Source organism: Lentzea sp. NPDC060358, assembly GCF_042725365.1.
GTDB lineage: Bacteria > Actinomycetota > Actinomycetes > Mycobacteriales > Pseudonocardiaceae > Lentzea.
Map to the genome: position 1 here is coordinate 1 of NZ_JBHXCW010000112.1, position 24,229 is coordinate 24,229.

A 24,229-nucleotide genomic window follows, 5' to 3' on the forward strand; every position below is an offset into this window, starting at 1 on the left:
CACCACGCCGTGGTCGGCGATCCAGGCGTGCACGGACTGCTCGCCGATCGCGAAGATGGCCGCGACCGCCGCCGCCCAGACCGGGTCGGGCCGCCCGGCCAGGTGCTCGCGCGCGGCCCGCACCAGGTCGGGGTCGGAGGCGGGCTCGGACAGGATCCGCTCGATGGTCGTGCCGGCCTGCTTGCCGACCCGGCGCCGGGCCTCCTCGGCCAGTTCGGCGTCGACGGCGAACTCGGGGGCCGGGTCGACGCCGCGCTGGCGGACGGCGTCGCGCAGCCAGGACCGGGGAATGGTCCAGGTGTCCTCGTCGGCGGGCAGCGGCTTGGCGCCTGAGGCGGGCTGCCGGGGTGCGGTAGCCGGTTCGGTGGTGACCGGGGTGGCGGCTGCGGGCTCGGTGGCCGTCGCCGGCTCGACCGGGGAGTCCGCCGCGGAGGGGGTCGTGGCGGGCGCCGGGACTCCTGCCGTGGCCGTGGAGCTCGTGGCAGCGGAGTTCGTGCCGGCGGAGTTCGTGCCGGCGGAGTTCGTGGCAGCGGAGGTCGTAGCGGAGGGGGTCGTGGCCGTGGAGCTCGTTGCGGTGGAGTCCGCGGAGGGGGCCGACGCACCCGTCACCGCGCGGTAGCCCTTCTTCTCCTTGTCCGCCACGAGTTTCGCCACGTGCGCCTCGGCCGCCTCGGTGGACGCGAGGTCCTTGGTCTGGGTCTGGCCGTTGGTGTCGAGCCGTCCGAAGCGGACGGTGACCTCGGTGCCGGTCCTGCCGATCTCCCAGAACTTGGCCGAGCTGCCGGAGACGAGCTCCCACCTGCGCACTGACTACTCCTCGCGTTCGAGCCGTGACTGTCTTCCGTGGACTTTCCTGCCGGTACCGGTCTGACGTGTTTCGTCAGCCGGGCGTTCCCGCGTTACGCGTGCAGCGACTCCAGTTCCGCGAGGAGTTCGGAGGCGGTGACGGGGTCGACCTCGAAGGTGTCCGGGCTGCCGCTGCGCGGGGGGAACCAGGCGCCCTCGCCGGTGGGCGAGAACCACAGGGAGGTGAACTTCATCTCGGGGAACATGTCGACCACGCCCACGGTGATGCCGGGGTCCACGCAGGCCACCAGCGCACCACCGGCCGGGAGCGGGCGGGTCATCCAGGGCTCGGTGCCGTTGTCCTGGGGCTGGCAGCGTTCCCAGCCGCGTGTGGTCAGGCCGAGGAGCTTGCCGACCGGCATGTCGCGGCCGACGTACTTCTGCAGCTGCGGCACCAGGTCCTCGCCGGGCGCGAAGGCGTGCACCGGGCGGCCGAGCTGCGGGAAGGGCTGCAGGATCTCGTAGTCGGCGAACACCTCGCCCCACGCCTCCAGCGCGCCGGCCAGCGCCACCGGGTGCGCCAGGCGGACGGTCGCGTCCGCGGGGAGGGTGACCTCGTCGTCGTTCGCGTCGGCGAGGGTGCGGTCCTCGGCCGCCCGGAACGACAGGCCGTCGTCGGTGACCCAGACCAGGCGGCGCACCAGGTGCCACAGCAGCGGGTGCCCGGCCAGGACGGTGTGGAACTCCTCGGCGGTCCAGCCGCGCTGCTCGACCATCGCCCGTTCCAGGCGGTGGACCTGCGCGGTGGCGAGTCCGCGGACGTCCTTCTTGAGCGCCGTGAACCGCTTGTGCTCCGCCGGCGCCAGGTCCTGGTCGTCCTTGGCGCCGGGCTTGGGGAGGTCCTTGCGGCGCTTGCCGTCCGGGTCGAGGACGTAGGGCTTGAGCTGTTCGTCGAAGCCGACGGTGAACTGCCGCGGGCCGTAGTCGACGACCAGGGTGGCGGCGTCGTCGAGGCCCAGGCGGGGGACGAGGCGGTCGGAGAGCTGGTCGCGGCTCAGGCCCAGGGTGGCGGCGATGCCGGCGACCTTCTCCTGCGCCCTGGTCTTGAGCCCCTTGAACTTGACCCGTTCCGCTATGCCGTTCAGGGCGGTCAGCGCCGCCTCGCTGCCGATCTGCGCGAGCACGTCGAGGCCCGTCACGGCGCGCGCGTGCTGGCTCTCGCCCGGCCAGGCGCGGATCAGCGGCGCGAGGCGGCGCACCGTCTCGTCGTCGCCGAACCAGCCGAGCGCGGTGAGCGCCCAGCCGTCCTTCGCCGGCGCCTCGAGGTCCTGCCAGCGGCAGAAGACGGCCCAGCCGAACTCGGCCAGCGACGCGCGGTCGAGGCCCTCCACCGCGAGCGGCAGACCGGGGTAGGTGGCGTCCGGTTTGGACAGTGCGGCGGTCGTGAGCAGGTTCCGCGCCGCCGCGGCGGACAGCGCGCCCGAGCCGTCGGCCAGCAGCACCTGGGGGAGCAGCCGCGGGTCGGCCCAGTCGACCGGGGGCAGCTTGGCGGGCAGGACGTCGAGCGAGTCGACGTCGATCAGCGTGCGCGCGCCCGCTTCCACCGCCGCGGAGATCCCGGCGGCGACGGCGACGACGTCGACACCGATGTGCAGGTGGAGGTGGCGCAGGGCCGCCTCGGCGTTGCGCCGCGCCGGACCCGCCGGGCCGAGCGCGGCCGGCAGCAGCAGGCGGGCGGCGGCCTCGCGGTGCCGGGACAGCCACGACACGGCGACCGCGCGGACGGTCTTGAGGCGCACCAGCCAGTCCGCCACGACCGCGGCGGCCTCGGCGGTGGCGTACGGCAGCAGGACGGCACCGGCCGTCTGCGGGTGGGCCGCGGCCAGGCGGGCCATCGGGGCGTTCGCCTCCAGCCCGAACCGCGCGGCGACGTGCCGGCCCCAGTCCTCGCAGCCCCAGCTGTCGCCGGGCACCCAGTCCGCGAGCAGTGGCCGGGCGAGCTCCTCCGGGCCCATGTCGAAGAGCAGGTGGTCGTAGTCGTGCCGGGCGCGGCCGCGGGCCACCAGCGCGGGCCAGTCGCGGGCGACCACGTACCGCCGGCTCGAGAGCTGCAGCCACTCCTCGTGCTCGCCCGGCAACCACGCGATGTGGCCGGCGGGAACCGGGACGTCCTTCACCACCACGGGTTTGGGCTGCGGGCGGCGGTGCTCCCACGGCGGCACGGCGAGCACCCGCGGCACCGCGTCGACAGGCGCGTCCGGCACCGTCTCGGGCGGGGTCACGCCCTGCGGCAGGGGCAGGCCGGGGTGCGCCAGCAGGTGCACGCGCAGCAGGGCGCGGGCTTCCGCGTCGTCGCCGGCCCGGGCCGCGAGCAGCCGGGCCGCCCGCGCCGGGTACGCCGCCATCGCGGCCGCCAACGCCGGCCGCACGTACCGCTCGCGAATCCGGTTGAGCAGCAACAGGAACGCCTCGTCGGTCGGCAGCACCGCCAGCGCGTGCAGGCCGCGCTTGCGGCTGTCCCCGTCCCAGTCGACCTTGGCGCGCAGGTCCGCGTCCAGCCGCCGGGTGAGCGCGGGCCCGTGCACGTGCAGCGCCGTGGCCAGACCGACGGGCGACCAGATGACGTGGCCGACGCGCAGGCCGTCGAGGTGGTCGAGCGTGCTCGCCGAGCACAGCACCATCCAGAACGGGGCCCACTCGGCGGCGTTGGCCTCCTCGAACCAGTCGTGCCGCGTCGGCACCAGGAACGCCCGCGCGGCCAGGCTGAACGCGTCGCCGGTGAACGGCTCCACCGCCCCGGCCACCGCATCGTAGGTCTCCTGGTCGGCCACGGCCAGCGCGGTCCGCACCTCGACGAGCGCGCGGGCGCTGGCGACGTCGTCGCCGTAGTGGCGCGGCGGCCCCCAGCGCAGGGAGTGGCCGGACCACTCGCCGGTGCGGCCGTCGCGGTAGTGGTGGACGTGCACCGACGGGTGGTGCACGGCGGCGGCCGCGGCGAACGGCAGGCCGAAGTCCTCGATCCACCAGTGCACGGGCGAGTCGTCCGGGGCGGCCACCTTGGCGAGGGCGGCGGCGCCCACCGGGTCGGGCGTGCCGGCGAGGTGGGTGCGCAGGGCGTGGACCAGGGTGTCCTGCGACGCCGGGTGCTCGAGGACCTCCGCGATCTTCTCGCCGTGCCGCGCGATCTGGTCGCGGACGTGCTGGGCCCGGGTGGGGTCGACCGCGAAGTCGGGGAGGGGGTGGGCGTCGCGGCGGCGCATCGCCTTGGACAGCCACTCCTCGGGTAGGACCCAGGTGTCCTCCTGCTGGGGGGAGAGGGCGGCTGGGGGTGCCGGCGCGGGAGGGGAGGTGAGGGGTGGGTGGGCTGGGGTGGAGTCGGCCTGCGTGGGCGCTTCGGTGGGTGGGTGGGCCGGGGTGGTGGTGGGCGGGGCGGCCTCTGCCGGTGCCGGGGCTGGGGCTGCGGGGGAGAGGGTGTGCGTGACCACCTCGGTGGGTGGCTGGGCGGGGGTGGTGGCAGGCGGGGCGGCCTCTGTTGGCGCCTCGGCGCGTGCCTGGGCCGGGGCGGCGGGGGAAAGGGTGTGCGCGGCCACCTCGGTGGGCGGCTGGGCCGAGGCGGTGGTGGAGGGAACGGCCTCTGTCGGTACGTCGGCGGGCTGCTGGGTCGAGGCGACGACGGGGGAGTCGGCCTGTGCGGGCGCCTCGTCGGGCCGCTCGACCGGGGTGGCGGCGGAGTGACCGGCCATCTCGGTGGCCGGCTGAGTCGCGGTGGCGGAGGAGACCGCCTGCGCGACCACCTCGGTGGGCTGCTGGGGCGAGGCGGCGGAGGAAACAGCGTGCGCGGCCACCTCGGCACCGGCGGGCCGGTAGCCCTTCTTCTCCTTCTCCGCCACCAGCTTCGCGACGTGCGACCGCGCCGCCTCCTCGGAGGCCAGCTCCTTGGTCTTCGTCTGCCCGGCCGTGCCCAGCCGTCCGAACCGGACGGTCACCGCGACGCCGTCGCGGTCCACCTCCCAGAACTTGGCCGAGCCGTCGGCGACGAGTTCCCACCTGCGCACCGCGAAACCCCCTGAGTCCGATCCGAGCCGATGTCCACGGACCGTACCCAGGGGGTCTGACACTTTCTGTTGATCAGGCGAAGTCGCTGGTCACGGCCTCCGCCGCGGTCCTCCACCACAGTGCGGTGTCCGGTGGGAGGAGCACCTGGCCGTCGCGCACGCCGTAGTAGGACGAGGCGAGCAGCACCGGGCCGGGGTCCGGCAGTTCGACGACCGCGCCGGAGAGGTTCAAGGCGCAGGCGACGCCGTCGCGTTCGAACCACAGGACGCCCTCGGGGCCGTCGACCCAGGTGACGGTCACGCCGGTCGCGGGGTTCTCGCGGCGCGCGCGCAAAGCGGTGCGGTAGAACGACAGCATCGAATCCTGATCGCCCGCCTGGGCCTCCACGCTGAGCTTCGCCCACTCCGGTGGCTGCGGCAGCCAGGAGCCGCCGGTGCCGAAGCCGAGCGACGGGCCCGCGGTCGTCCACGGCAGCGGCACCCGGCAGCCGTCGCGGCCGCGTTCGGTGTGGCCCGACCGCTCCCACATCGGGTCCTGCAGCACCTCGTCCGGCAGGTCCAGCACCTCGGGCAGGCCCAGTTCCTCGCCCTGGTACAGGTAGACCGAGCCCGGCAGCGCCAGCATCAACGCCAGTGCGGCGCGCGCACGGCGCACACCCTTCTCGCCGCCGCCGTAGCGCGTCACGTGCCGTTGCACGTCGTGGTTCGACAGCACCCACGTGGTCGGCGCGCCCACCGGTGCGACGGCGGCGAGCGACGAGTCGATGACCGAGCGCAACGCGTCGCGGTCCCACGGCGCCGTCAGGTAGTGGAAGTTGAACGCCTGGTGCATCTCGTCGGGGCGCAGGTACAGCGCGGTGCGCTCGGCGGACGGCGTCCACGCCTCGGCCACCAGCACGCGCTCGCCGGGGTAGGAGTCGACGACGGCGCGCCAGTCGCGGTGGATCTCGTGCACGCCGTCCTGGTCGAAGAACGGCAGCGGCGCGGTGCCCAGCAGCGTGAGCTGGTCGGCGTGGCCGATGTCGGGCAGCCCCGGTGCCTTGACCATGCCGTGCGCCACGTCCACCCGGAACCCGTCGACGCCGAGGTCGAGCCAGAACCGCAGGACGTCGCGGAACTCCTCCCGCACCTCGGGCAGTTCCCAGTTCAGGTCCGGCTGTTCGGGGGCGAACAGGTGCAGGTACCAGGACCCGTCGGCGACCCGCGTCCACGCCGGCCCGCCGAAGACGGACTCCCAGTCGTTCGGCGGCCGGTCGCCGACGCCCTCGCGGAAGACGTAGCGCTCGCGCCCGCGCCCGGCGAGGGCTTCCTGGAACCACGCGTGCCGGTCGGAGCTGTGGTTGGGCACGATGTCGACGATCACCCGGATGCCGAGCGCGTGCGCGTCGTCGACCAGCGCGCGCACGTCGCCGAGGTCGCCGAACTGCGGGTCGACCGCTCGGTAGTCGGCCACGTCGTAGCCGCCGTCGGCCATCGGCGAGGCGTAGAACGGCGTGATCCAGACCGCGTCGACGCCCAGGTCGCGCAGGTGGGCCAAGCGCGAGCGGATGCCGGGCAGGTCGCCGACGCCGTCGCCGTCGGAGTCGGCGAAGCTGCGCACGTAGACCTGGTAGATGACGGCGTGTCGCCACCAGTCCTGGGACATGTCCTTGCCTTCCGATGGGGTGTGTCAGCGGTCCAGGAAAGACGTTGCAAAAGTTTTCCGCAAGTCGGCTTGGGTTTTGATCATCTCACCGGTGCGTTTCTGCAAACTTTTGCAACGCCGGATAATGCGTTGCGGACGCGCGTCGTCCTCCGTCAGAGTGGGTCTCGACCGACCGGAGAGGAGCCAGCCGTGATGCAGCAGGACATGCGCCACCAGCACGCCTGGTGCTCCTCGGCATGAGCTGACCTCATGATCCGGGGAGCCGTCCCGTCGCCCGTGCGACGAGGCGGCTTTTTCATTGCCCGTTGGTCCAACCGGCACGGACGCCGCGCTCTGGTCGCGGAGATCGAGGTTCGAGTCCTCGACGGGCAGCTGTGACCGAAGCCGAAGCAGTCGAGGCGCCAGGTCGTGGTCCTGGTCGAAGCCGGTGCGAGTCCGGTCGGTCACCCCACGCGCGTGATCCGGTGATCACCCAGGCCTCATGAGCCCGGGGTGCCTGGTTCGACACCAGGACGCGCGACCAGCAGGTCGAGGAAGGCGTCGTGCAGCGACGAGTTCGACGCGAGCACGACGTCGTCCCCGACCACGGTGACCCTGCCGCCCGCCTCCTCCACGAGCACCGGCAGGCACGCCAGGTCGAACTCGTCGAGATCCGCGCCCGCGGCGACGACCACGTCCACCGCCCCGGTGATCAGCCGCAGCACCGACAGCGAGTTGTCCACCACCAGTCCTCGCGGCAGCACGGGCTTGTCCCTGCCGTGCAGGCAGATCCGCGCTCGATCCGGTGAGTCCCGAGTGGACACGCGGGCGACTTCCTCGTGACCGCCGCGGAGGACGCGGCACCCGATGCCCCGGCCCGCCGCCATCGTGATCCCCAGCGACGGCAGCACCGAGACCGCCAGCGCCCCTTCCAGCGCCAGGTCCACCGAGTAGGTCGGCCGGCCGCGCACGAAGTCGGCCGTGCCGCTGATCGGGTCGACCAGCCACCGCCTGCCGGAGGTTCCCCGCCGCTCGGGGAGCTCCTCGCCGTGCACGCCGTCGTCGGGCACGGCCTCCGCCAGCCGTCGCCGGACCAGTTCTTCCACGGCAACGTCGGCCGGTGTCACCTCGCTGCCGTCGGCCTTGTAGCGCACGTCCCGGCCGCCCACGCCGAACGCGAGCTCCGCCGTCTTCGCCGCCTCGCGGGCGATCCGCAGCGCGAGGCACATGTCCGTCCACATGGCCGGTGAGCTTGTCGGCCGGCACCGCGCACCCGGAACTGGTGTAGCGTTGTGCTACATGATCGAGTTCGTGCTCGGCGAGAGCGATCTGGCGGACGTGCGCTTCGCCGTGTCCCCGTTGAGCGAGCTCACGCTCAGCCTGCGGGTGCTGAAGGACCCGGCGAAGTACCCGCTGCACCTGCCGTGGGTGCGCCGGGTGCGCGGTGTCGACACCGAGGTCCTGCTCGCCCTGTCCGACGACCGCGGCTGGACGCCGGACTTCCTCAGCCCCCGCCCGCGCACGCCGTTCACGCGGATCGCCGACGAGTTCGCCGCGCTCGCGACGACCTCCACGCGCACGATGCGGCGCGACCTCCGCGCGGTGCTCGGCGACGTGCCCGCCGTCCTGCGCGACCGCGGCCGCGTGCTCGAAGCGCTGCGGACGTACTGGGACGCCGCGCTGGCCCCGCACTGGGGCCGGATGCGCGCGGTGCTCGAGGCCGACATCGCCCACCGCGGCCGCGAGACGGCCCAGCACGGGCTGGGCGCGATGTTGTCCGGCATCTCCGGCCGGATCTCCTTCGCGAGCCCGGTCGTGCGGGTGCGGATCGCGGGCGTCGAGCCGTGGCGCCGGGAAGCGGGCGGGCACGGGCTCACGATGGTGCCGAGCGTCTTCACCAGGCACACGGCGGTGCCCGTCGACCGGGACGCGCCGCCGTTGCTCATCTACGCGGCCCGCGGCGCGGGCACGCTGTGGGAGACCGGGCGCGACCGCGGGCCCGCCGCGCTCGCGGGTGTGCTCGGCCAGGTACGGGCGGACCTCCTGGCTGGCCTGCGCGAACCGCGGTCGTCCACCGACATCGCGCGGCTGGCCGGGGTGACTACGTCGGCGGTGAACCAGCACCTCCGGGCGTTGCGCGCGGCCGGTCTGCTGGCCTCGCAACGGCACGGGCGCAGCGTCGTGTACGCGCGGTCCGAGCTCGGCGACGCCCTCGTGTCCCACGCAGTGGAACCGGGAAGCGGCGCGCCGGGCCAGTCGTTGGCATGGGCATGAGCGGATTCGCGGAGGACTGGCAGACCTGGAAGACGGACCGGGAGAACGCGCTGGCGGACCCGTACGGGTGGTTGGCGCTCGTGTCGCTCGACTGGCTGGAGACGACCCCACGTTCCTACGACGGACTTCCGGGCGTGTGGTGGCAAGACGACGACGCGGCGTACTGGCAGGAAGACGGGAAGGAACCGCAGCGGTTCGAGCTCGTGCAGAGCGGCCCCGGCACGCGCGTGGCGGCCGGTGACGTCGAGATCGAGATCGCCCGCCGCGGCGGCTACCTGATCCGCGTGCACGACCCGAAGGCCGACGTCCTCGCGAACTTCCGCGGCGTGCCTTCGTACGAGCCGGAAGAGAAGTGGGTGCTGGAAGGCGTCTACGAACCGTTCGACGTGCCCGTGCCCACGACCGTCGGTGCGGTCGTCGAAGGTCTCAGCCACGTGTACGAGGCACCGGGCCGTGTGCGGTTCACCCACAACGGCTCCGAACACACGCTGACGGCGTTCAACGGGCGCAACGGCGACCTCAACATCCTCTTCACCGACGAGACCAGCGGCGTCACCACCTACGCGGCCAACCGCTCACTGGCCGCGGCGCCGGTCGGCGGCAGGGTCGTGCTCGACTTCAACCGGGCGACGAACCTGCCGTGCGCCTTCACCGACTTCGCCACCTGCCCGCTGCCGCCCGCGGGCAACCACCTGCCGTTCGGCGTCGAGGCGGGGGAGAAGATCCCGCACGAGCGGAGCTAGTCCTCGCACCCCTCGCCGTCCCCGTCCCTGTCCAGGTCGTAGACGTCCGGACCGATCACGCGGACCGGGCCCGCCACGTACGCGGGGCCGTTGCCACTGCCGCCCTCGCAGTCCACGTCCGACGCGATCGGCACGCACGGGCTGTAGCTCGCGTGGCAGCCCGGCTGCTGCGCGGGCCGGGGCTCGGGCTGGGGTTGCGGACTCGGCTGCGGGACGGGCTGCGGCTTCGGCTCGGGTTGGGGCTGGGGTTGCGGAACCACCGGCGGAACCACCGGTGGCGCAACGGTCGTCGTCGTGGTGGTCGTTGTGGTGGTGGTCGTGGTCGTCGACGTCGTGGTGCTCGTCGGCACCGCGACCGTCGTAGTGGTGGTGGGCGCGGCCGTGGACGTGAGCGCCGCCGCCGTGTCCACCTCGGGCGCACCTGCGCCAGCCACCGCGCCGACGAGCGCGACCGCAATGAGGAACGCGAACACGCTCGCCGCGCCGATCGCCACGGGTGCCACCCACGACGGGGTGCCCGACACCGGCACCACCGCGCCGCGGGGGACCTCGCGGGGCAGCCGCAGCACGACCCGCAGCACCCCGGTGGCCCCGCGCTGCACCAGCGCCGTGCAGCCGGTCCACCCGCCACCGGACTCCACCTGCATGAGCAGCGACGCATACCGTTGCGACATCGGGAAAGTCAGCTCGCCGACCCGCTGGCCGTCGAGCCGCACCTCGATGCCCCGGCAACCCCGGTACTCCCCGCCCGAGATCGCGCACCACGTCAGGTGCACGGCGACCTGCCGCGTCACACCGTCCGGCACGGCGTAGCGGGCGAGCGTCAGCTGGTGGTGCTCCTCGCCGGTGACGGTCACCGGCACCTCGCCGGGCACCATCACCAGACCGGCGGCCGAGTTCTCGATCACTGTCGCAACTCCCTCGGGTGAACGGCTACGGCCAGTTCAATCGAGGGCTCGCGCGAGGCGTTACAGAGGACGCCGGTGCACCCGGCCGGTCAGGCGCTGGAGCGCTTGACCAGCGACGTGGGCAGCAGCAGCGACGGCGGCAGTCCCGCCTCGCCCGCGAGCTCCGCGAGCAGCCGCCACGTCATGGTGCGGCCGAGCTCCTCGACGTCCTGGCGGATCGTCGTGAGCGGCGGGGTGGCGGTCGCGGCGAACACCGAGTCGTCGAAGCCGACCACGGCGACGTCCTCGGGAATGCGCTTGCCCTGCGCGTGCAGGACCTGGAGCGCGCCCAGCGCCATGATGTCCGCGGCGACGAACACCGCGTCGATGTCGGGTGCCTTGCGCAGCAGGCGTTCCATCGCCCGCGCGCCGCTCTCGGGGGTGAAGTCGCCGTGTGCCACCAGGTCCGTGGCGACCTTGCCCTCGCTCAGGCCGCGCCGGAACCCGCTCAGCCGGTCCGCGCCGACGGCCATGTCCTTCGGGCCGGCGACGGTGGCGATGCGCTTGCGCCCCAACGAGAGCAGGTGGCGCGCGGCCTCGAGCGCGCCGCTGAAGTTGTCGGCGTCGACGAACGGCACGGTCTTGCCCAGCGGACGGCCGCCGGACACCACGGGCAGGCCGATCTCGGCCAGCATGGGCACCAGCGGGTCCTCGCCGTGCAGGCTCACCAGCAGCGCGCCGTCGACGTGGCCGCTGCTCAGGTAGGACACCAGGTCCTCGGTGTCGGAGGGCTGGCTCATCATGAGCAGCAGCTGCACGTGGCGCCCGGCCAGTTCCGAGTGGACCCCGCGCAGGACGCCCGCGAAGAACGGGTCGTTGAGCACGCGGCCGGTCGGCTCGGAGACCACGAGGGCGATCGCGTTGGCGCGGTTGCCGGCCAGCGCCCGCGCGGCCTGGTTGGGCGAGTAGCCCAGCTGGGCGATCGCCGCGTGCACGGCCTCGCGGGACTTGGCGCTGACGTACTGCTCGTCGTTGATCACGCGCGAGACGGTCGACTTGGACACTCCCGCGACCCGCGCGACTTCCTCGATCCGCGGGCCGGGACGTCGTTTCGCCGTCTCGGTCATGCGGTCATCCTAAGCTGCCTGGCCCGTCCACGACCGGCCAACACGGCGGCGGTTCATCTCGGTTCTCCCTCTTCACGGCGGTGTCGCACAAGTTTCGAAGATCGTCCGCACAAATCGCGCACAGCCGCCCCGAGTTCTGGCACCATGCGTCCCCGAGGAGGTCAGTTGCGGTATCGGCTTCTCGGGCCGCTGCAGATCTGGCGCGGGGGCGTGGAACTGCGGCTGGGCGGACCCAGGCAAAGAGCACTGCTGGCAGCGTTGGCACTGCACGCCAACGAGACGGTCAGCTTCGAACACCTCAGTGAGGCGGTGTGGGAATCCCCACCCGCGGCACCGGAGTCCAACATCCGCACCTACGTGGCGGCCCTGCGCAAGCTCGTGCAGGACGACCTCGTGACGGTGCCCGGCGGCTACCGGCTCGTGACGCCGCCCGACGACATCGACGTGGGCGTCTTCGACCGCCTGTGCGCGGCCGGGGACGACGCGCTCCGGCAGGGCGACCACCGCGCGGCGGTCGCCCGGTACGGGGAAGCGCTTGCCCTGTGGCGCGGCCCGGCGCTCGACGGCCTCGCGGTCGGGGCGCGGCTGGTCGCCGAGCTGACGCGGCTGCAGGAAAGGCGGCTCACCGTCGCCGAGCAGCACGCGCGCCTCGCGATCGAGCTGGGCCAGGGCGAACGGCTGATCGCCGAGCTGCGCCGGTTGACGAAGCAGTTCCCGTTGCGCGAACAGCTGTGGCTGCAGCTCATGCACGCGCTGCACCGCGCGAACCGCCCGGCGGAGGCGTTGCAGGCGTTCGAGGACGTGCGGGTCCTGCTGGCCGAGGAACTGGGCACCGATCCCGGTTCCGAGCTGCGGGAGCTGCACGAACGGCTGCTGCGCGGCGACGAGCCGCGCCCGGCGCTCAACACGCTGCCGCGCGACGTCGCGGACTTCACCGGCCGTGCCGCCGAGATCGAGCGGCTGACCAGGGCCGTCACCGGGAAGTCGGCGGTCGTGATCTCCGCGATCGACGGCATGCCCGGCGTCGGCAAGACGACGCTGGCCGTGCACCTCGCGCACCGGCTGGAGTACCCGGACGGCCAGCTGTTCATCGACCTGCACGCACACACGGCAGGACGTGCGCCCGTCGAGCCGACAGACGCGCTCGACGTGTTGTTGCGCGCGCTCGGCATGGAGGACATCCCCGTCAGCCAGGACGAACGCGCTGCCATGTGGCGTGGGGAGCTCTCGCGCCGGCGGCTGCTCGTCGTGCTCGACAACGCGGCGAGCGCCGACCAGGTGCGGCCGCTGCTGCCGGGCGTGCCGGGCTCGCTGGTGCTGGTCACCTCCCGCGCGCGGCTGGTCGAGCTGGAGGGCACGTCGACGCTCACGCTGGACGTGCTGTCCGAGGCGGAGGCGTTGCAGCTGTTCGCCACGATCGTCGGCGACGACCGGGGAACCGACGACGCGGCCCGCGAGGTCGTGGAGCTGTGCGGCCGGCTGCCGCTGGCCGTGCGCCTGGCGGCCGGCCGGTTGCGCAGCCGTCCGACGTGGACCACCGCCCACCTCGCGACGCGGTTGCGCGAGGGACGATTATCCGAACTGGACGCGGTGTTCGCGCTGTCGTTCGGTCAGCTGCCCGGCGGGCACCAGCGGCTCTTCGGCCTGCTGGGACTGCACCACGGCACGGACTTCGACGTCGACCAGGCGGCCGCGCTCGGCGAGCTCGACCTGCTGGAGTGCGACGGGATGCTCGAGGACCTCGTCGACGTGCACCTGCTGGAGGCCACCACCCTCGGCCGCTACCGGATGCACGACCTGCTGCGGCAGTACGCGCAGTCGCAGGTGGACTCGCCGCGCGAGCCGCTGACCCGGCTGCTCGACCACTTCCTCGACACCGCGAACCAGGCGACGCGGCTGATGTCGCCCGCCGCGCGCCGCTACGAGGTCGACATCACCTACCGCCCGGCGTCGCGCCTCGTGCTGCGCGACTACGACCACGCGGTGGAGTGGCTGGAAACCGAACGGCAGACGCTCGTCGCCGCCGTGGCGTTGTCACTGGACGGTGGGTGGCGCACGCACACATGGCAGCTCGCGCGCGCCATGACGTACTTCTGCATGGTGCGCGGGCACACGCGGGACTGGGCCACGATCAACGAGCTGGGGCTGCAGGCGGCGGAGGACGACCCGGCGGCGCTCGCGATCACCACGAAGAACTACGCGATGGTGTTCTGGCAGACCGCGCAGTACCCCAAGGCGATCCACCACAACGAACGCGCGATCGAGATGCTCCGCGAGCTGGGCGACCTGCAGGGGGTGGCGGGAACGCTGAACAACCTGTCGCTGGTCTACCGCAGCATCGGCCGCAACGCCGAGGCCGCCGAGCTGCTCGAGCAGGCGATCACGGTGGCCCGCGAGCTCGGCGACCGGCACCTCGAGTCGCAGGCGATGAGCAACGTCAGCAACATCTACAGCGCGGCCGGCCGCTACGACGAGGCGTTGCGGGCGTGCACGTCGGCGCTGGCGCTGATGCGCGAGCTGGGCAGCCGCCGCGACGAGGCGGACACGCAGAGCGCGCTGGGCATGATCCTGCACGCGATGGGCCGGCACACCGAGGCGCTGCAGGCGCTGGAGTCGGCGCTGGCCGCCGTGCGCGCGATCGGGGACGTCACCACCGAAACGGTGGTGCTGAACTACCTCGGCGACGTGCTGATCGCGGCCGGGCGCCCCGAGGACGCCGTGGCGCCGTTGCGCGAAGCCCTGGAACTGGCCGAGCGCATCGACGACCCCCGCGAGGCCGCGAACGCGCACAAGCACCTCGCCCGCGCCGTCGCCGACCCGGCCGAGGCGGCCCGGCACCAGCGGGAGGCCGACACGCGCTTCGCCGCGCTAGGAGCCGGGTGACCGCGGACCGGGCCTGCCGCCGGGGAGCACGGCGCCGCGCGGCACCCCGTCCCGCAGCACCGGCAGCAGCCCGGGGTGCTTGCTCATCAGCACCGCGGCCGTGCCGTTGCGCTGCTGGACGCGCCGGCAGAAGTGGGGCGACAGCGGCACCCCGAGGTAGGCGTCGGCGCGCGGCCCGTAGATCACCTCGCCCCCGGCCCCGCACCACGCGGCGGCGACCGGGGCGCCGTCCAGCCAGACGAACCCCTCCACGTACACACCGCCCTGGTGGCGCGCGGCCTCGCTGTACGCGTCGCTGAACGTCACCTGCGGCTGCAGGCGCGTTCCCGGACCGGCGGTCCACCACGTGCCGGCGTCGAGGACCAGCCCCTCCACGCTCGCGTGCGCCCACCCGGAGTCGTCGACGAGCGTGCGGAAGGGCGCCTCCAGCCCGATGAGCGCCGCCGTGAGCTCCTGCACCCGCCCATGGTGCGGCGTGCAGGCGTTTCCCGCTGTCCGAAGTGGACTGGTGCGGTGGCTGCGAACCCTTGCCGGGTTGTGGTCACCGCACTAGGTGATGCTGACGGGGATGGACACCTGCACCGGCCCGGCGACGCCGGAGATGACGCCGTCGCCCGCCTTCGGGCCCGCCTGCAACCGCGCCCGGTAGGTGATCGTCTGCCCGGGAGCGAGCGTCTGCCCGCCCTCGCACGTCACCGTGCCCTTGCCGGCGGGGCAGCCGACGAAGCCCGCGTTCACCTTGCCGGGGCCGACCGTCTTGATCTTGTCGGGCATCGTCAGCGTCAGCGTCGGCAGCGTCGTGGGGGCCGCGCCGTTGTTGGTGATGCTGATGTTCATCTCGTTGGCGGGGCCCTCGGTGGTCATCGCGATGCTGTCGGGCGCGCTGTGCGAGAGCTGGGCGTTGTTCGCGGGGACGAACCCCGTGGTGGTCGTCGTCGTCACCACGACCGGCGCGTTCGTGCCGCCGTTCTCGTTCGGCTGGGTGCCGCCCGGTGCCGCCGCCGACCCGCTGGCGGCCGAGGTGGGTGCCCCGCTCGCGTTCTGCGTGGTGCCCGGCTGACCCGGTTGCTGGGCGGTGCCCACCGAGGTGGTCGACGTGACCGTCCCGGCGGCACCGGGCGGCGTGGGCTCCGAGTCGTTGGAGGTGACCACGCCCGTGGCGACGACCACGACGGCCGCGGCCGAGGCGGCGATGCCCACGAGCCAGCTCGACGCGCTGAGCGTGATGGCCGCGCCCTTGGTCGCGGTCGCGGCGGCGGCGAGGTAGCCCGCCGTGCCCGTGCCCAGCACGATCGGGGCGACGAGCCCGCGCAGCGCGCCGTTGACGTCGGCCAGTTCCCTCGCGAGCTTGCGGCACTCGGCGCACTCGTCCATGTGCGCGTCGAGCTGGACGGCCTCGCGCCCCTTGAGCCCGCCGCGCGTCCACGACCCGAGCTTGGTGACGGTGGAGCGGCAGCTCTCCGCCGGTTCCTGGGCGACGTGCGCCTGCAGGAACGCCTTGCGCAGACCCTCGCGCGCACGGAACGCCATCGCCGAGACGCCGTTGGGCGTCAGTCCGAGCAGCGGCGCGATCTCACCGGGGGACTGGCCCTCGATGGCCGTGTGCCACAGCACCGTCTGCCACCGCTCGGGCAGCGTCGCGAACGCGCTGGCGGCGAGCGCCTGGTCGAGGTCCTCGACGGCCTTGTCGCGGAACGGCACGCTGGTCGCCTTGGTGGCGCCGGGCACCTCCTCGACGTCGCCCGCGAGCTCGAGCCGCTTCTCCTTGCGCGTCCTGTCGTAGGCCGCGTGCCGAACCGCCGTCAGCAGGTACGGCCGGAAAGCGGTTCCCGGCCCTCCGCCCGACCGCAGCGCGGCGAGGACCTTGGCGAACGCGTCGGCGACCAGGTCGTCGGCGTCGGCCGACGACGACGACAGCTGCATCGCCAGGATGTTCGCTGATCGCACGTGGCGTTCGTAGAGCTTGCCGTAGGCCTCGACCTCACCGTCGCGCACCGCGTCGATCAGATCCGAGTCCGAGGGCGGTCGACCACGCTGCCCGATCAAAGAATGCCGCCTCACGTTCATGCCCGCACTGATACGCGGACCCTATCGAGAGTAGTCAACACGAACAATCCACGCATACGAACTTGATGTAATAAAAAGATGTTCCGGGCGGTCCGGACCCGGCGAACACGGGTCTGATGGCCCTGGTGCGAGCCATGTTCGGCCTGCCGGGGGAGTGCTGTCCGGAATTCGGACAGATTCCCGCGCGAATCGAACGGCCCGGGTGCCGGGCGGGTCATCAACCGTCCGAATAGGACTGGGCGGGGAAGTGGACGGAATTCATTTCGTATCCTATGTTGTGCCGCGAGTCGGGTGAGGATGGCTCGGGCAAACGGGTGACGCGCCGCCGCAACTCCACTGTTCAGAGCCGGTCGGCGCTCTCGTGCAGCGACCGCACGGCGGGGCTGAACGCCGACCCGGTCGAATCGGTCGTCACCAGGTCCTCGTCCACCGTCCCGCGGCTGGTCACGGAGAAGATCGTCCCCCGGCCGGTGCCGGGGTCGAACGCGCGCAGTCACGGGCCGCTGCTCGACCCGCCGGCCAGGTCGCAGCCGGTCCGCCACGACGTGACCGAGTCGACCTCCAGCGTCGCCCAGGATGAGATCAGCGGTCCTCGAGCACGACTTCCAGCCGGGCTGTGAACGCGATCATCTCGCGCAGCCCCGCCTCGGCGGCGTCGGCGTCGCCCTCCACCGCGGCCGTGACCAGCGCCTGGTGCGCCGCGGCCATGCCCTCCCGGTCCGGCAGCTCCGGGTCGTCCGCGGCGGGCCGGGCCCAGCGGCGGTACAGCTCGGCCTCGTCGCGCAGCGCCTCGGCGGCCTCGCGCAGCAGCGGGTTCGCGCACCCGGCGAGCAGCACGTGGTGCAGCTCGGTGTGCGCGTCGAGCCACTCCTGGCTCTCGGGGTCGTAGGGGGTGTGCCGGAACGTGTGGTGCGCGGCGATCAGCTGTGACTGCCAGCCCAGGCCGCCGTCGGCGATCGCCCGCCGCAGGGCGAGCGACTCCAGCTCCGCGCGCGCGTCGCAGACCTGGGCGAGCCCCTCCTGCGTCACCGCCCGCACCTGGAAACCGAGGTGCGGTTCCGACGTGACCAGGCGCAACGCCGACAGGCGCAGCAGGGCCTCGCGGACGGCGCCCGTGCTCACGCCGTAGCGCTCGGACAGCTGCGGGAACTTCAACCGCTCACCGGGGCGCAGCCGTCCGCCGAGGATGTCGGAGCGGATGAGCGCCTGGGTGTTCGCGCTGCGGGTGGCCGGGGAGTTCACGGACCGGATCATACGACAGTTGACAACGCTGCTAACTTTTAAAAGTACAAGCAACGATCAAAAGTTGGAGTGAGTTGTGCACGATCCCTTCGCCTCACTGCCGCCCGTCCCGAGCTTCGAGCTGACCAGCGCGGACGTGGCCGGCGACAGCCCGCTGCCCCCGGCGCAGTACGCGGCCATGAGCGGCCGGCCGGGTGCCGCCGACGTGTCACCGCAGCTGTCGTGGTCCGGCTTCCCCGCCGGGACCAGGAGCTTCGTGGTCACGATGTTCGACCCGGACGCGCCCACGCCGTCCGGTTTCTGGCACTGGGTGCTCGCCGACGTGCCCGCCGGCGTCACGGAGCTCGCGTCCGGCGCGACCCCGCCGGGCCCCGCCTTCCACGTCGCCAACGACGCGCGCGTGCAGGGCTACCTCGGAGCCGCGCCGCCCGCCGGGACGAAGCACCGGTACGTCCTCGCGGTGCACGCGCTGGACGTCGAGTCCGTCGTCCCGCTCGGCGTGGGGCCCGAGTCGACGCCCGCCATGCTGTCTTTCTCGATCCTGGGCAGCACGCTGGCCCGCGCGGTGCTCGTGCCGTGGGGCGGCGACGCCTAGAATCGGCCGGGAGCGGGCGGCTGCGGTAGCTTCGCCGGTCATGCCGGATGACCTGCCGTCCCGCCCGCCGACCGACCGGTTCGTGCTCACCCGCACGCTGGTCCTGGCCGCGGTCGCCGCGGGGCTCGTCTGCGCGACGGCGGTCGCGGTCACCGGCCAGGCGGAGTTCGCGCCGCTGGTCGGCTGGAACGTCGCGACCCTCGTCTACCTCGTCCGGGCATGGTTCGTCATCTGGCCGATGGACGCCGAGGAGACCGCCCGGCACGCCGTCCGCAACGATCCCGCGCGCCGGGTCGCCGAGGTGCTGCTGATCGTCGCCGCCCTCGCGAGCCTGGTGTCCGTCGGGTTCGTGCTGGCCCGCGCCGCGCACACCACGGGCGCGTCCGAACTGCTGCGCGTCGGCCTCGGCGTGTTGTCCGTGGTGCTGTCGTGGACGGTCGTGCACACGATCTTCACCCTGCGCTACGCACGCCTCTACTACTACGGCGCCGACGGCGGCATCGAGTTCAACCAGCCCGAACCACCGGACTACGGCGACTTCGCCTACGTCGCCTTCAGCATCGGCATGACGTTCCAGGTGTCGGACACGAGCCTCTCCGGCAGCGAGATGCGGCGCACGGCCCTGAAGCACGCGCTGCTGTCGTACCTCTTCGGCACGGGTGTGCTCGCCACCACGATCAACCTGGTGGCGAGCATCAGCAGCGGGTGAACCCTGTAGGTTGATGCACGCTGTTGCTCCTTCGTGGGGGAAGAACGCGTGATCGAGGAGCGGGCGCTGAGGTTCGCGCCGCTGCTGCTGGTGCTGTCGGTGGGCGTCCACGCCTTCAGGCTCGGCAACCCGGCCGACTGGCAGATGATCGACCTCAAGGTCTACTGGAGCCTCGCTCCTCACCTGCTGACCGACCAGCTCTACTCGATCAGCATGCCGTTCACGGCGGACTTCCCGCTGCCGTTCACCTACCCGCCGTTCGCGGCGGCGGTGTTCCTCCCGCTCTCGGCGCTGCCGTGGGTGGCCGCGAAGGTCGTCTGGCAGGCGCTGTCGCTGGTCTGCCTGTGGTGGCTCGTGCGCACGGCGCTGAAGCTGCTCGCGGCGAGGCTGGAGCAGCCGTTCGACGGGACGTGGTCGCGGCGCGCCCTGCTGTGGACCGCGCTGTTCGTGTGGGCCGAACCCGTGCGCAAGACCCTCGACTTCGGGCAGATCAACCTGCCGCTCGTCGCCGGGGTGTTCGCCGCGGTGGTCGCCACCCGGCAGTCGGTGGCGGGCCTCGGCGTGGGCCTCGGTGCCGGGCTGAAGCTCACGCCCGCGATCTCCGCGCTGTACTTCCTCGCCACCCGCCGGTTCGCCGCGGCGGCCTGGTCGGTCGCGGGCTTCGCGCTCACCGTCGCGCTCGGTTTCCTCGCCTCGGCCGCCGACTCGTGGCGCTACTGGTTCGAGCTGCTCGGCGCGGCCGACCGGGTCGGCCCGGTGGGATCGGTGATCAACCAGTCACTGCGCGGCGCGCTGTCCCGCTCGCTCGGGTACGACGTGGAGATGTCGTGGCCGTGGCTGCTCGCCGTGGCGGTGTCGGCCGTGCTGACGGCGTTGGCGTTGCGGGCGGCCGTGCGCGCGTCGGACACCCTTGCGGCCGTGGTCGTCGTGCAGCTGTTCGGGTTGCTGATCTCGCCGATCTCGTGGAGCCACCACTGGCTGTGGGTCCTGCCCCTGGTGCTGTGGCTGATCCACGACCGGCGCAGTCGTCTGCTCGCGGGCGTGTGGGTGGTCGCGATCGGCTCCGACCTGATCACGGTCCTGATCGACCTGCAGCCGTCGATCTGGGAGATCCCGAGACCGTGGCCGCTCGCGGCGCTCGGCTGGCTGTACCCGGCGCTCGCGCTGCTCACCCTCGCGCTCGTCCCGAAGCTGCTCGGCACCCGTGCCCCGCTCCACACGAACTAGAAGGCGGACCACGGTGCACGTGCTGGGGAAGCTGGAACGGCTGCTGCTGTCCGTCGCGCCGTGGCTGCTGGCGGTCTCGGTGCTGCTGCGCACGTGGGTGCTGGTGACCGGTTTCGGCAACGACTCGATGGACCTGCGGGTGTACTGGTCGCTGGCCCCGCACGTGCTCTCGGGCGACCTCTACGACGTCGTCTCGCCGCACTCGCCGGCGGACTTCCCGCTCCCGTTCACCTATCCGCCGTTCGGCGCGCTGGTGTTCCTGCCGATGACGTGGCTGTTCTGGGGCGCCGCCCAGTGGAGCTTCCGGGTCCTGTCGGTGCTGTGCCTGTACTGGCTGGTGCGCACGACGCTGCGGCTCGTCGCGGGGCAGCGGTGGACGGCCGAGGCGCGGCGGTGGCGGCAGCGGGCGCTGTTGTGGACCGCCGCGCTGCTCTGGATGATGCCGGTCTTCCACACCCTCGAGTTCGGGCAGATCAACCTGGTCCTGGCGGCGGTCGTGCTGGCCGCGCTGGTGGCGCGCGACGACGCCGTGGCGGGCGCCGGGATCGGTCTCGCGTCCGGGGTGAAGCTCGTGCCCGCCATCTCGGGCCTGTACTTCCTCGCGACCCGCCGGTGGGCGGCGGCGGTGTGGTCGGCGGTCGCGTTCGCGGTGACCGCCGGGGCCGGCTTCCTGGTGGACTTCGAGCAGGCGCGGCGGTACTGGTTCGTGCTCTTCGGCGACGCCGGCCGGGTCGGCCCGATCGCCACCGCGCACAACCAGTCGCTGCGCGGCGCCCTGTCCCGCAGCGAGGGCCACGACGTCGGCATGTCGTGGCCGTGGGTCGTCGCGGCGGTGCTGTCGGTGGTGGTCGCCCTGGTCGCGCTGCGGTCGGCGGTGCGGGCGGGCGACGCGGTGATCGGCGTGCTGAGCGTGCAGTTCCTCGGCCTGCTGCTGTCGCCGATCTCGTGGGACCACCACTGGGTGTGGGTCGGCCCGTTGCTGATCTGGCTGGCCTACGGGCGGGTCGCGCGGTGGGCGCGGGCCGTGCTGCCGGCGGTGTGGTGCCCGGTGATGTTCCTCGACGTGATCGCGTTCCAGCTCGACCGCCAGCCGACGATCTGGACGGTCAGCCGCCCCGGCTGGCTGTCGGCGCTCGGGTGGGCCTACCCGGCGTTCGCCGTGCTGACGCTCGTGGTGGTCGCCGTCGCGCTGCACACCCCGGCGCGGTCGCGGGACCGCGTGGCGCGGGCGGCTCGGGCAGGATGACCGGCGTGCCGGACAAGCTGACCGTCGACCTGCACCCCGTCTTCCGCAACGACCAGGACATCGACCGGGCCGTGCGCGCGGCGCTCTTCCGCGCGGCGGGGGAGCGGGTGGCGCTGCTCGAGATCATCACCGGCAAGGGCTCCGGCAAGCTGCGCGGCCGCGTGCTCGCGATGCTGAGGCAGCCGCACGTGCGGAAGCTCTACCGCCGGGTGGAGGTCGCGCCCGGCAACGACGGGATGGTGCTGGTGCACCTGAGATAGGGCCCCTCGCGCGCGGGGACAGGCCCGAGGGCCTGTCCCGGGGGTCTCGTCCCGGCCCTAGCGGTGCTCGGGCCGGGGGGTCTCCGTCCGCCGCATCACGCGGTCGAGCAGTTCGGCGTCCTCGCGCGCCTCCTCGTCGGAGGTCGTGAGGGCGAGCAGGAAGATGATGACGACGCTGAACCCGGCACCGCCGATGATCAGGCTCGTGATCAGCTCCTGCGAGTTGTCGATGATGATCGGCGCGGCCGCGTCGTGCGTCATGCTCATCGCGCTCATGCCCGTGTAGTGCATGCCCGTGACGGCGACGCCCATCACGAGCGCGGCGCCGAGGACGGCGAGCGGGCCGCGGACGGTCCTCGTGAACCACAGCGCGGCGGTCGCGGCGACGACGGCGATCACGACGGACAGCGCGACGATGATGAAGTTGTACGAGACGTCGGCGCCGATGATGATCCCGGCCATGCCGGTGTAGTGCATCGCCGCGACGCCGACACCGGTGACGAGGCCGCCGACGAGCAGCGGCCACCAGCGGTCGTGGGACTCGTTGTCGAGGCGCAGCACCAGGAACAGGCCGATGCCGACGACCAGGATCGCGACCACCATGCTCAGCAGGGTGATCGGGATGTCGTAGGCGACCGTCGCGCCCATCCACGTGCCGAGCATCGCGGTGAAGTGCATGCCCCAGATGCCGAGGCCGCCGATCGACACCGCGGCGACCGCCAGCCACCACTTGCGTGACGCACCGGTCGCGTTGCGTGCGCGTTCACTGGACAGAAGACCAAGAACGGAACCAAGGCAAGCTACGACGTAAGCGGTGATCGGCGAAGCCGTCCCCATGTCCATCCCCATGTCCATGTGCGGGATGGAAACATTCCGAAACTATCGATGCAAGGCCTCTTTGGACAGTCTTGACCTCGAGTCGGCCAGCAGGACACCCCGCGTGCCGGCGACGCGCTCGTGCCAACCTCGTTGATCGCGGCGGAAAACGGGGAGCACGAACGTCCACAATGCCACCGCGGAGATCACCACGAGGTCCACGAGAACCATGTCGATCAGCGGTGATACGACTGTCGCATAGGTCAACAACCCTGTGACACCGAGGAGTTCCCTGACCACGATGCGTGCGGGGTTCGCCGGCGTGCCGTCCTCGGCCCGAATCCGGTACCCCACAAGCCATCCACCAATCGTTATACCGCCGGTCGCGGCGGGCAGCACAACGCGCAACGCCGCGAGCACACCGAGTGCCCAGCGCGGATCCGGTGGCAGCACGAGCTTCGCGACGATCAGCACCACCATCGCGTCGGCCACGAGCGCGAGCAGCCGGCGCGGCACCGTCACCGTGCCGAACGGCGCGGCGGAGTCGGCGGGGTCGGGCACCCGCGGCACGACGAGCGCGACCGGGGCGATCATCCAGCCGAGCAGTGCGCCCGCCGTGTTGGAGATCAGGTCGTCCACGTCGGCGATGCGGTACGGGCACGGGTAGAAGCCGAGGTTGCCGGTGTACTGGACGACCTCGACCGCCAGCGAGAGGCCGAGCCCGATGGCGACGACGGCGAATGGGCCCTTGCCGTAAGCCTTGCGCAGCACCACTCCGAGCGGGACGAACAGCGCGACGTTGAACATCTGCTGCAGGAACGCCGACGACCGCACCATCGCGCCGACGCCGGAGCGCCCGTAGGCCGCCATGTTGTTGCGCATGTCCGTGACCCACTGGAACGGGGTCGTCGACAGCATCTGGTCGCCCTGGCAGAGCTTCGACACGTCCGCGGGGAACGGCAGGAAGATCAGCGCCAGCGCGACGAGCCCGTAGGCCAGCAGGCCGTACAGCACGAAAGCGCGCCGCGGCTCGACCCTGCCGAATCGCCAGTAGTGCAGCAACACCAGCGGAACGAGCACCAGGAGCCCGATTCCGACGAATGCCAGGAATCCCGTCCGAGCGGTTTCCCAGTACGACGCCACCATGATTCACCGCTCCGACTCTCGTCCCGCCTGAGCGCATCTATGCCCATCCCCGTTCGCGCACAAACCGCGACTTCGCAAGATCGGCCGAACGGTGGCCCGCGCGGGTGGCGATTCGCCCGAACAGACCGTGTGACAGTGCGCGGAACAGTCCTTGCGGGGGTGAATTGGTTTCGAGCCGGTGGCGAGGAGCTCGGTCCTTCCGACCACCGGGTCGTGCCGGCGCTGCTGGTGCTCGCCGAGGGCGAGTCCGTCGCCGATCTCGTGGACGCCCTGTGAGGCGAACGTCCGCCGCGCAGCGCCATGAACGTGTTGCAGGCCCACGGCATCTGCACGGTCAAGCTGCCGGCCACCTCCACAGTCAGGCTGCCGGCCACCTCCACGGCAGCCGACCGGCGGCGGGAGCACCGAGGGCCACCCGGCCGCCGCCGGGTGGATGGCGGGCCTGGCCGCCGGGGCGTTCTCGATGGCGGCCGGGGAGTACACCTCGGTCGCCTCCCAGCGGGAGCTGGCACTGGCCGAGATCGAGGTGGAGCGGCGCGAGC

20 protein-coding genes and 2 tRNA genes are annotated in these 24,229 nt (G+C 72.5%); 11 read left to right on the plus strand and 11 right to left on the minus strand.

The window, feature by feature from the left end; all coding sequences use genetic code 11:
• The 3 genes from ACFWGZ_RS23005 to ACFWGZ_RS23015 all read right to left on the minus strand — a co-directional run.
• Nucleotides 1–807: WGR domain-containing protein (locus tag ACFWGZ_RS23005; protein WP_382453614.1), on the minus strand; the 807-nt coding region annotated here is incomplete at its 3' end.
• A gap of 92 nt (nucleotides 808–899) precedes the next feature.
• Entirely contained in the window at nucleotides 900–4,841 is a 3,942-nt protein-coding gene (locus tag ACFWGZ_RS23010) for a DUF4132 domain-containing protein (protein WP_382453615.1), read from the minus strand.
• A gap of 73 nt (nucleotides 4,842–4,914) precedes the next feature.
• Nucleotides 4,915–6,486, minus strand: coding sequence for a glycoside hydrolase family 13 protein (locus ACFWGZ_RS23015; protein WP_382453616.1), 1,572 nt, complete (start codon nucleotides 6,484–6,486; stop codon nucleotides 4,915–4,917).
• A 299-nt stretch (nucleotides 6,487–6,785) separates the two neighbouring features.
• Between ACFWGZ_RS23015 and ACFWGZ_RS23020 the strand changes: the two genes are divergently transcribed.
• Nucleotides 6,786–6,858 (plus strand) — tRNA-Gln (locus ACFWGZ_RS23020).
• Nucleotides 6,859–6,937: 79 nt separating this feature from the next.
• Nucleotides 6,938–7,009, plus strand: a tRNA-OTHER gene (locus ACFWGZ_RS23025).
• On the opposite strand, the gene ACFWGZ_RS23030 is transcribed toward ACFWGZ_RS23025, so the two are convergent.
• Nucleotides 6,966–7,706 (minus strand): inositol monophosphatase family protein, encoded by a 741-nt coding sequence (locus tag ACFWGZ_RS23030; protein ID WP_382453632.1) that lies wholly within the window; start codon nucleotides 7,704–7,706, stop codon nucleotides 6,966–6,968. The two genes, ACFWGZ_RS23025 and ACFWGZ_RS23030, sit on opposite strands and share 44 nt — an antisense overlap.
• A gap of 58 nt (nucleotides 7,707–7,764) precedes the next feature.
• On the opposite strand from ACFWGZ_RS23030, the gene ACFWGZ_RS23035 reads away from it, so the two are divergent.
• Both ACFWGZ_RS23035 and ACFWGZ_RS23040 read left to right on the plus strand, forming a co-directional pair.
• Entirely contained in the window at nucleotides 7,765–8,739 is a 975-nt protein-coding gene (locus tag ACFWGZ_RS23035; protein WP_382453617.1) for a DUF5937 family protein, read from the plus strand.
• Nucleotides 8,736–9,482, plus strand: a complete 747-nt coding sequence (locus ACFWGZ_RS23040) for a DUF1684 domain-containing protein (protein ID WP_382453618.1) — start codon at nucleotides 8,736–8,738, stop codon at nucleotides 9,480–9,482. Before ACFWGZ_RS23035 ends, ACFWGZ_RS23040 begins: the two co-directional genes overlap by 4 nt.
• Here ACFWGZ_RS23040 and ACFWGZ_RS23045 read toward each other — a convergent pair.
• Both ACFWGZ_RS23045 and ACFWGZ_RS23050 read right to left on the minus strand, forming a co-directional pair.
• Entirely contained in the window at nucleotides 9,479–10,390 is a 912-nt protein-coding gene (locus ACFWGZ_RS23045) for a hypothetical protein (protein ID WP_382453619.1), read from the minus strand. The two genes, ACFWGZ_RS23040 and ACFWGZ_RS23045, sit on opposite strands and share 4 nt — an antisense overlap.
• Before the next feature lie 89 nt (nucleotides 10,391–10,479).
• The gene (locus tag ACFWGZ_RS23050; RefSeq protein ID WP_382453620.1) at nucleotides 10,480–11,496 is read right to left on the minus strand and encodes a LacI family DNA-binding transcriptional regulator; all 1,017 of its coding nucleotides are present in this window, start codon (nucleotides 11,494–11,496) and stop codon (nucleotides 10,480–10,482) included.
• A 165-nt stretch (nucleotides 11,497–11,661) separates the two neighbouring features.
• Here ACFWGZ_RS23050 and ACFWGZ_RS23055 point away from each other — a divergent pair, with 165 nt between their 5' ends.
• Complete coding sequence (locus ACFWGZ_RS23055) at nucleotides 11,662–14,379, plus strand: BTAD domain-containing putative transcriptional regulator (protein ID WP_382453621.1); 2,718 nt, start codon at nucleotides 11,662–11,664, stop codon at nucleotides 14,377–14,379.
• Here ACFWGZ_RS23055 and ACFWGZ_RS23060 read toward each other — a convergent pair.
• From ACFWGZ_RS23060 to ACFWGZ_RS23070, 3 genes are all read right to left on the minus strand, one after another.
• Nucleotides 14,365–14,838, minus strand: coding sequence for a hypothetical protein (locus ACFWGZ_RS23060; RefSeq protein ID WP_382453622.1), 474 nt, complete (start codon nucleotides 14,836–14,838; stop codon nucleotides 14,365–14,367). The genes ACFWGZ_RS23055 and ACFWGZ_RS23060 overlap by 15 nt on opposite strands.
• 90 nt (nucleotides 14,839–14,928) lie before the next feature.
• Complete coding sequence (locus ACFWGZ_RS23065) at nucleotides 14,929–16,374, minus strand: sigma-70 family RNA polymerase sigma factor (protein WP_382453623.1); 1,446 nt, start codon at nucleotides 16,372–16,374, stop codon at nucleotides 14,929–14,931.
• 654 nt (nucleotides 16,375–17,028) lie between these two features.
• The gene (locus tag ACFWGZ_RS23070; RefSeq protein WP_382453624.1) at nucleotides 17,029–17,688 is read right to left on the minus strand and encodes a GntR family transcriptional regulator; all 660 of its coding nucleotides are present in this window, start codon (nucleotides 17,686–17,688) and stop codon (nucleotides 17,029–17,031) included.
• Between the two features lie 76 nt (nucleotides 17,689–17,764).
• Between ACFWGZ_RS23070 and ACFWGZ_RS23075 the strand changes: the two genes are divergently transcribed.
• From ACFWGZ_RS23075 to ACFWGZ_RS23095, 5 genes are read left to right on the plus strand one after another with little or no spacing between them, the layout of a single operon-like run.
• A complete protein-coding gene (locus tag ACFWGZ_RS23075) occupies nucleotides 17,765–18,283 on the plus strand; it encodes a YbhB/YbcL family Raf kinase inhibitor-like protein (protein WP_382453625.1) in 519 nt (172 codons plus the stop codon).
• A 40-nt stretch (nucleotides 18,284–18,323) separates the two neighbouring features.
• The gene (locus ACFWGZ_RS23080; RefSeq protein ID WP_382453626.1) at nucleotides 18,324–18,992 is read left to right on the plus strand and encodes a DUF1345 domain-containing protein; all 669 of its coding nucleotides are present in this window, start codon (nucleotides 18,324–18,326) and stop codon (nucleotides 18,990–18,992) included.
• A 48-nt stretch (nucleotides 18,993–19,040) separates the two neighbouring features.
• Nucleotides 19,041–20,219: a glycosyltransferase 87 family protein gene (locus ACFWGZ_RS23085; protein ID WP_382453627.1), complete on the plus strand. Its 1,179-nt coding sequence runs from the start codon at nucleotides 19,041–19,043 to the stop codon at nucleotides 20,217–20,219.
• 13 nt (nucleotides 20,220–20,232) lie between these two features.
• Nucleotides 20,233–21,465: a glycosyltransferase 87 family protein gene (locus ACFWGZ_RS23090; RefSeq protein ID WP_382453628.1), complete on the plus strand. Its 1,233-nt coding sequence runs from the start codon at nucleotides 20,233–20,235 to the stop codon at nucleotides 21,463–21,465.
• Nucleotides 21,462–21,725 carry a Smr/MutS family protein gene (locus tag ACFWGZ_RS23095; protein ID WP_382453629.1) on the plus strand — a complete coding sequence of 88 codons (264 nt, stop codon included), beginning with the start codon at nucleotides 21,462–21,464 and terminating at the stop codon, nucleotides 21,723–21,725. The genes ACFWGZ_RS23090 and ACFWGZ_RS23095 overlap by 4 nt, the downstream gene beginning before the upstream one ends.
• 57 nt (nucleotides 21,726–21,782) lie before the next feature.
• On the opposite strand, the gene ACFWGZ_RS23100 is transcribed toward ACFWGZ_RS23095, so the two are convergent.
• Entirely contained in the window at nucleotides 21,783–22,433 is a 651-nt protein-coding gene (locus ACFWGZ_RS23100; protein WP_382453630.1) for an MHYT domain-containing protein, read from the minus strand.
• Between the two features lie 171 nt (nucleotides 22,434–22,604).
• Nucleotides 22,605–23,621, minus strand: coding sequence for a VanZ family protein (locus ACFWGZ_RS23105; RefSeq protein WP_382453631.1), 1,017 nt, complete (start codon nucleotides 23,619–23,621; stop codon nucleotides 22,605–22,607).
• 499 nt (nucleotides 23,622–24,120) lie between these two features.
• Between ACFWGZ_RS23105 and ACFWGZ_RS23110 the strand changes: the two genes are divergently transcribed.
• Nucleotides 24,121–24,229: VIT1/CCC1 transporter family protein (locus ACFWGZ_RS23110; RefSeq protein ID WP_382453633.1), on the plus strand; the 109-nt coding region annotated here is incomplete at its 3' end.

Bases quoted from the DNA above. Each gene is read 5' to 3' on its own strand.
- ACFWGZ_RS23015 (WP_382453616.1), bottom strand. From the start codon at position 6,486: ATGTCCCAGGACTGGTGGCGACACGCCGTCATCTACCAGGTCTACGTG.
- ACFWGZ_RS23030 (WP_382453632.1), bottom strand. From the start codon at position 7,706: ATGTGGACGGACATGTGCCTCGCGCTGCGGATCGCCCGCGAGGCGGCG.
- ACFWGZ_RS23035 (WP_382453617.1), top strand. From the start codon at position 7,765: ATGATCGAGTTCGTGCTCGGCGAGAGCGATCTGGCGGACGTGCGCTTC.
- ACFWGZ_RS23040 (WP_382453618.1), top strand. From the start codon at position 8,736: ATGAGCGGATTCGCGGAGGACTGGCAGACCTGGAAGACGGACCGGGAG.
- ACFWGZ_RS23050 (WP_382453620.1), bottom strand. From the start codon at position 11,496: ATGACCGAGACGGCGAAACGACGTCCCGGCCCGCGGATCGAGGAAGTC.
- ACFWGZ_RS23080 (WP_382453626.1), top strand. From the start codon at position 18,324: ATGCCGGATGACCTGCCGTCCCGCCCGCCGACCGACCGGTTCGTGCTC.
- ACFWGZ_RS23095 (WP_382453629.1), top strand. From the start codon at position 21,462: ATGACCGGCGTGCCGGACAAGCTGACCGTCGACCTGCACCCCGTCTTC.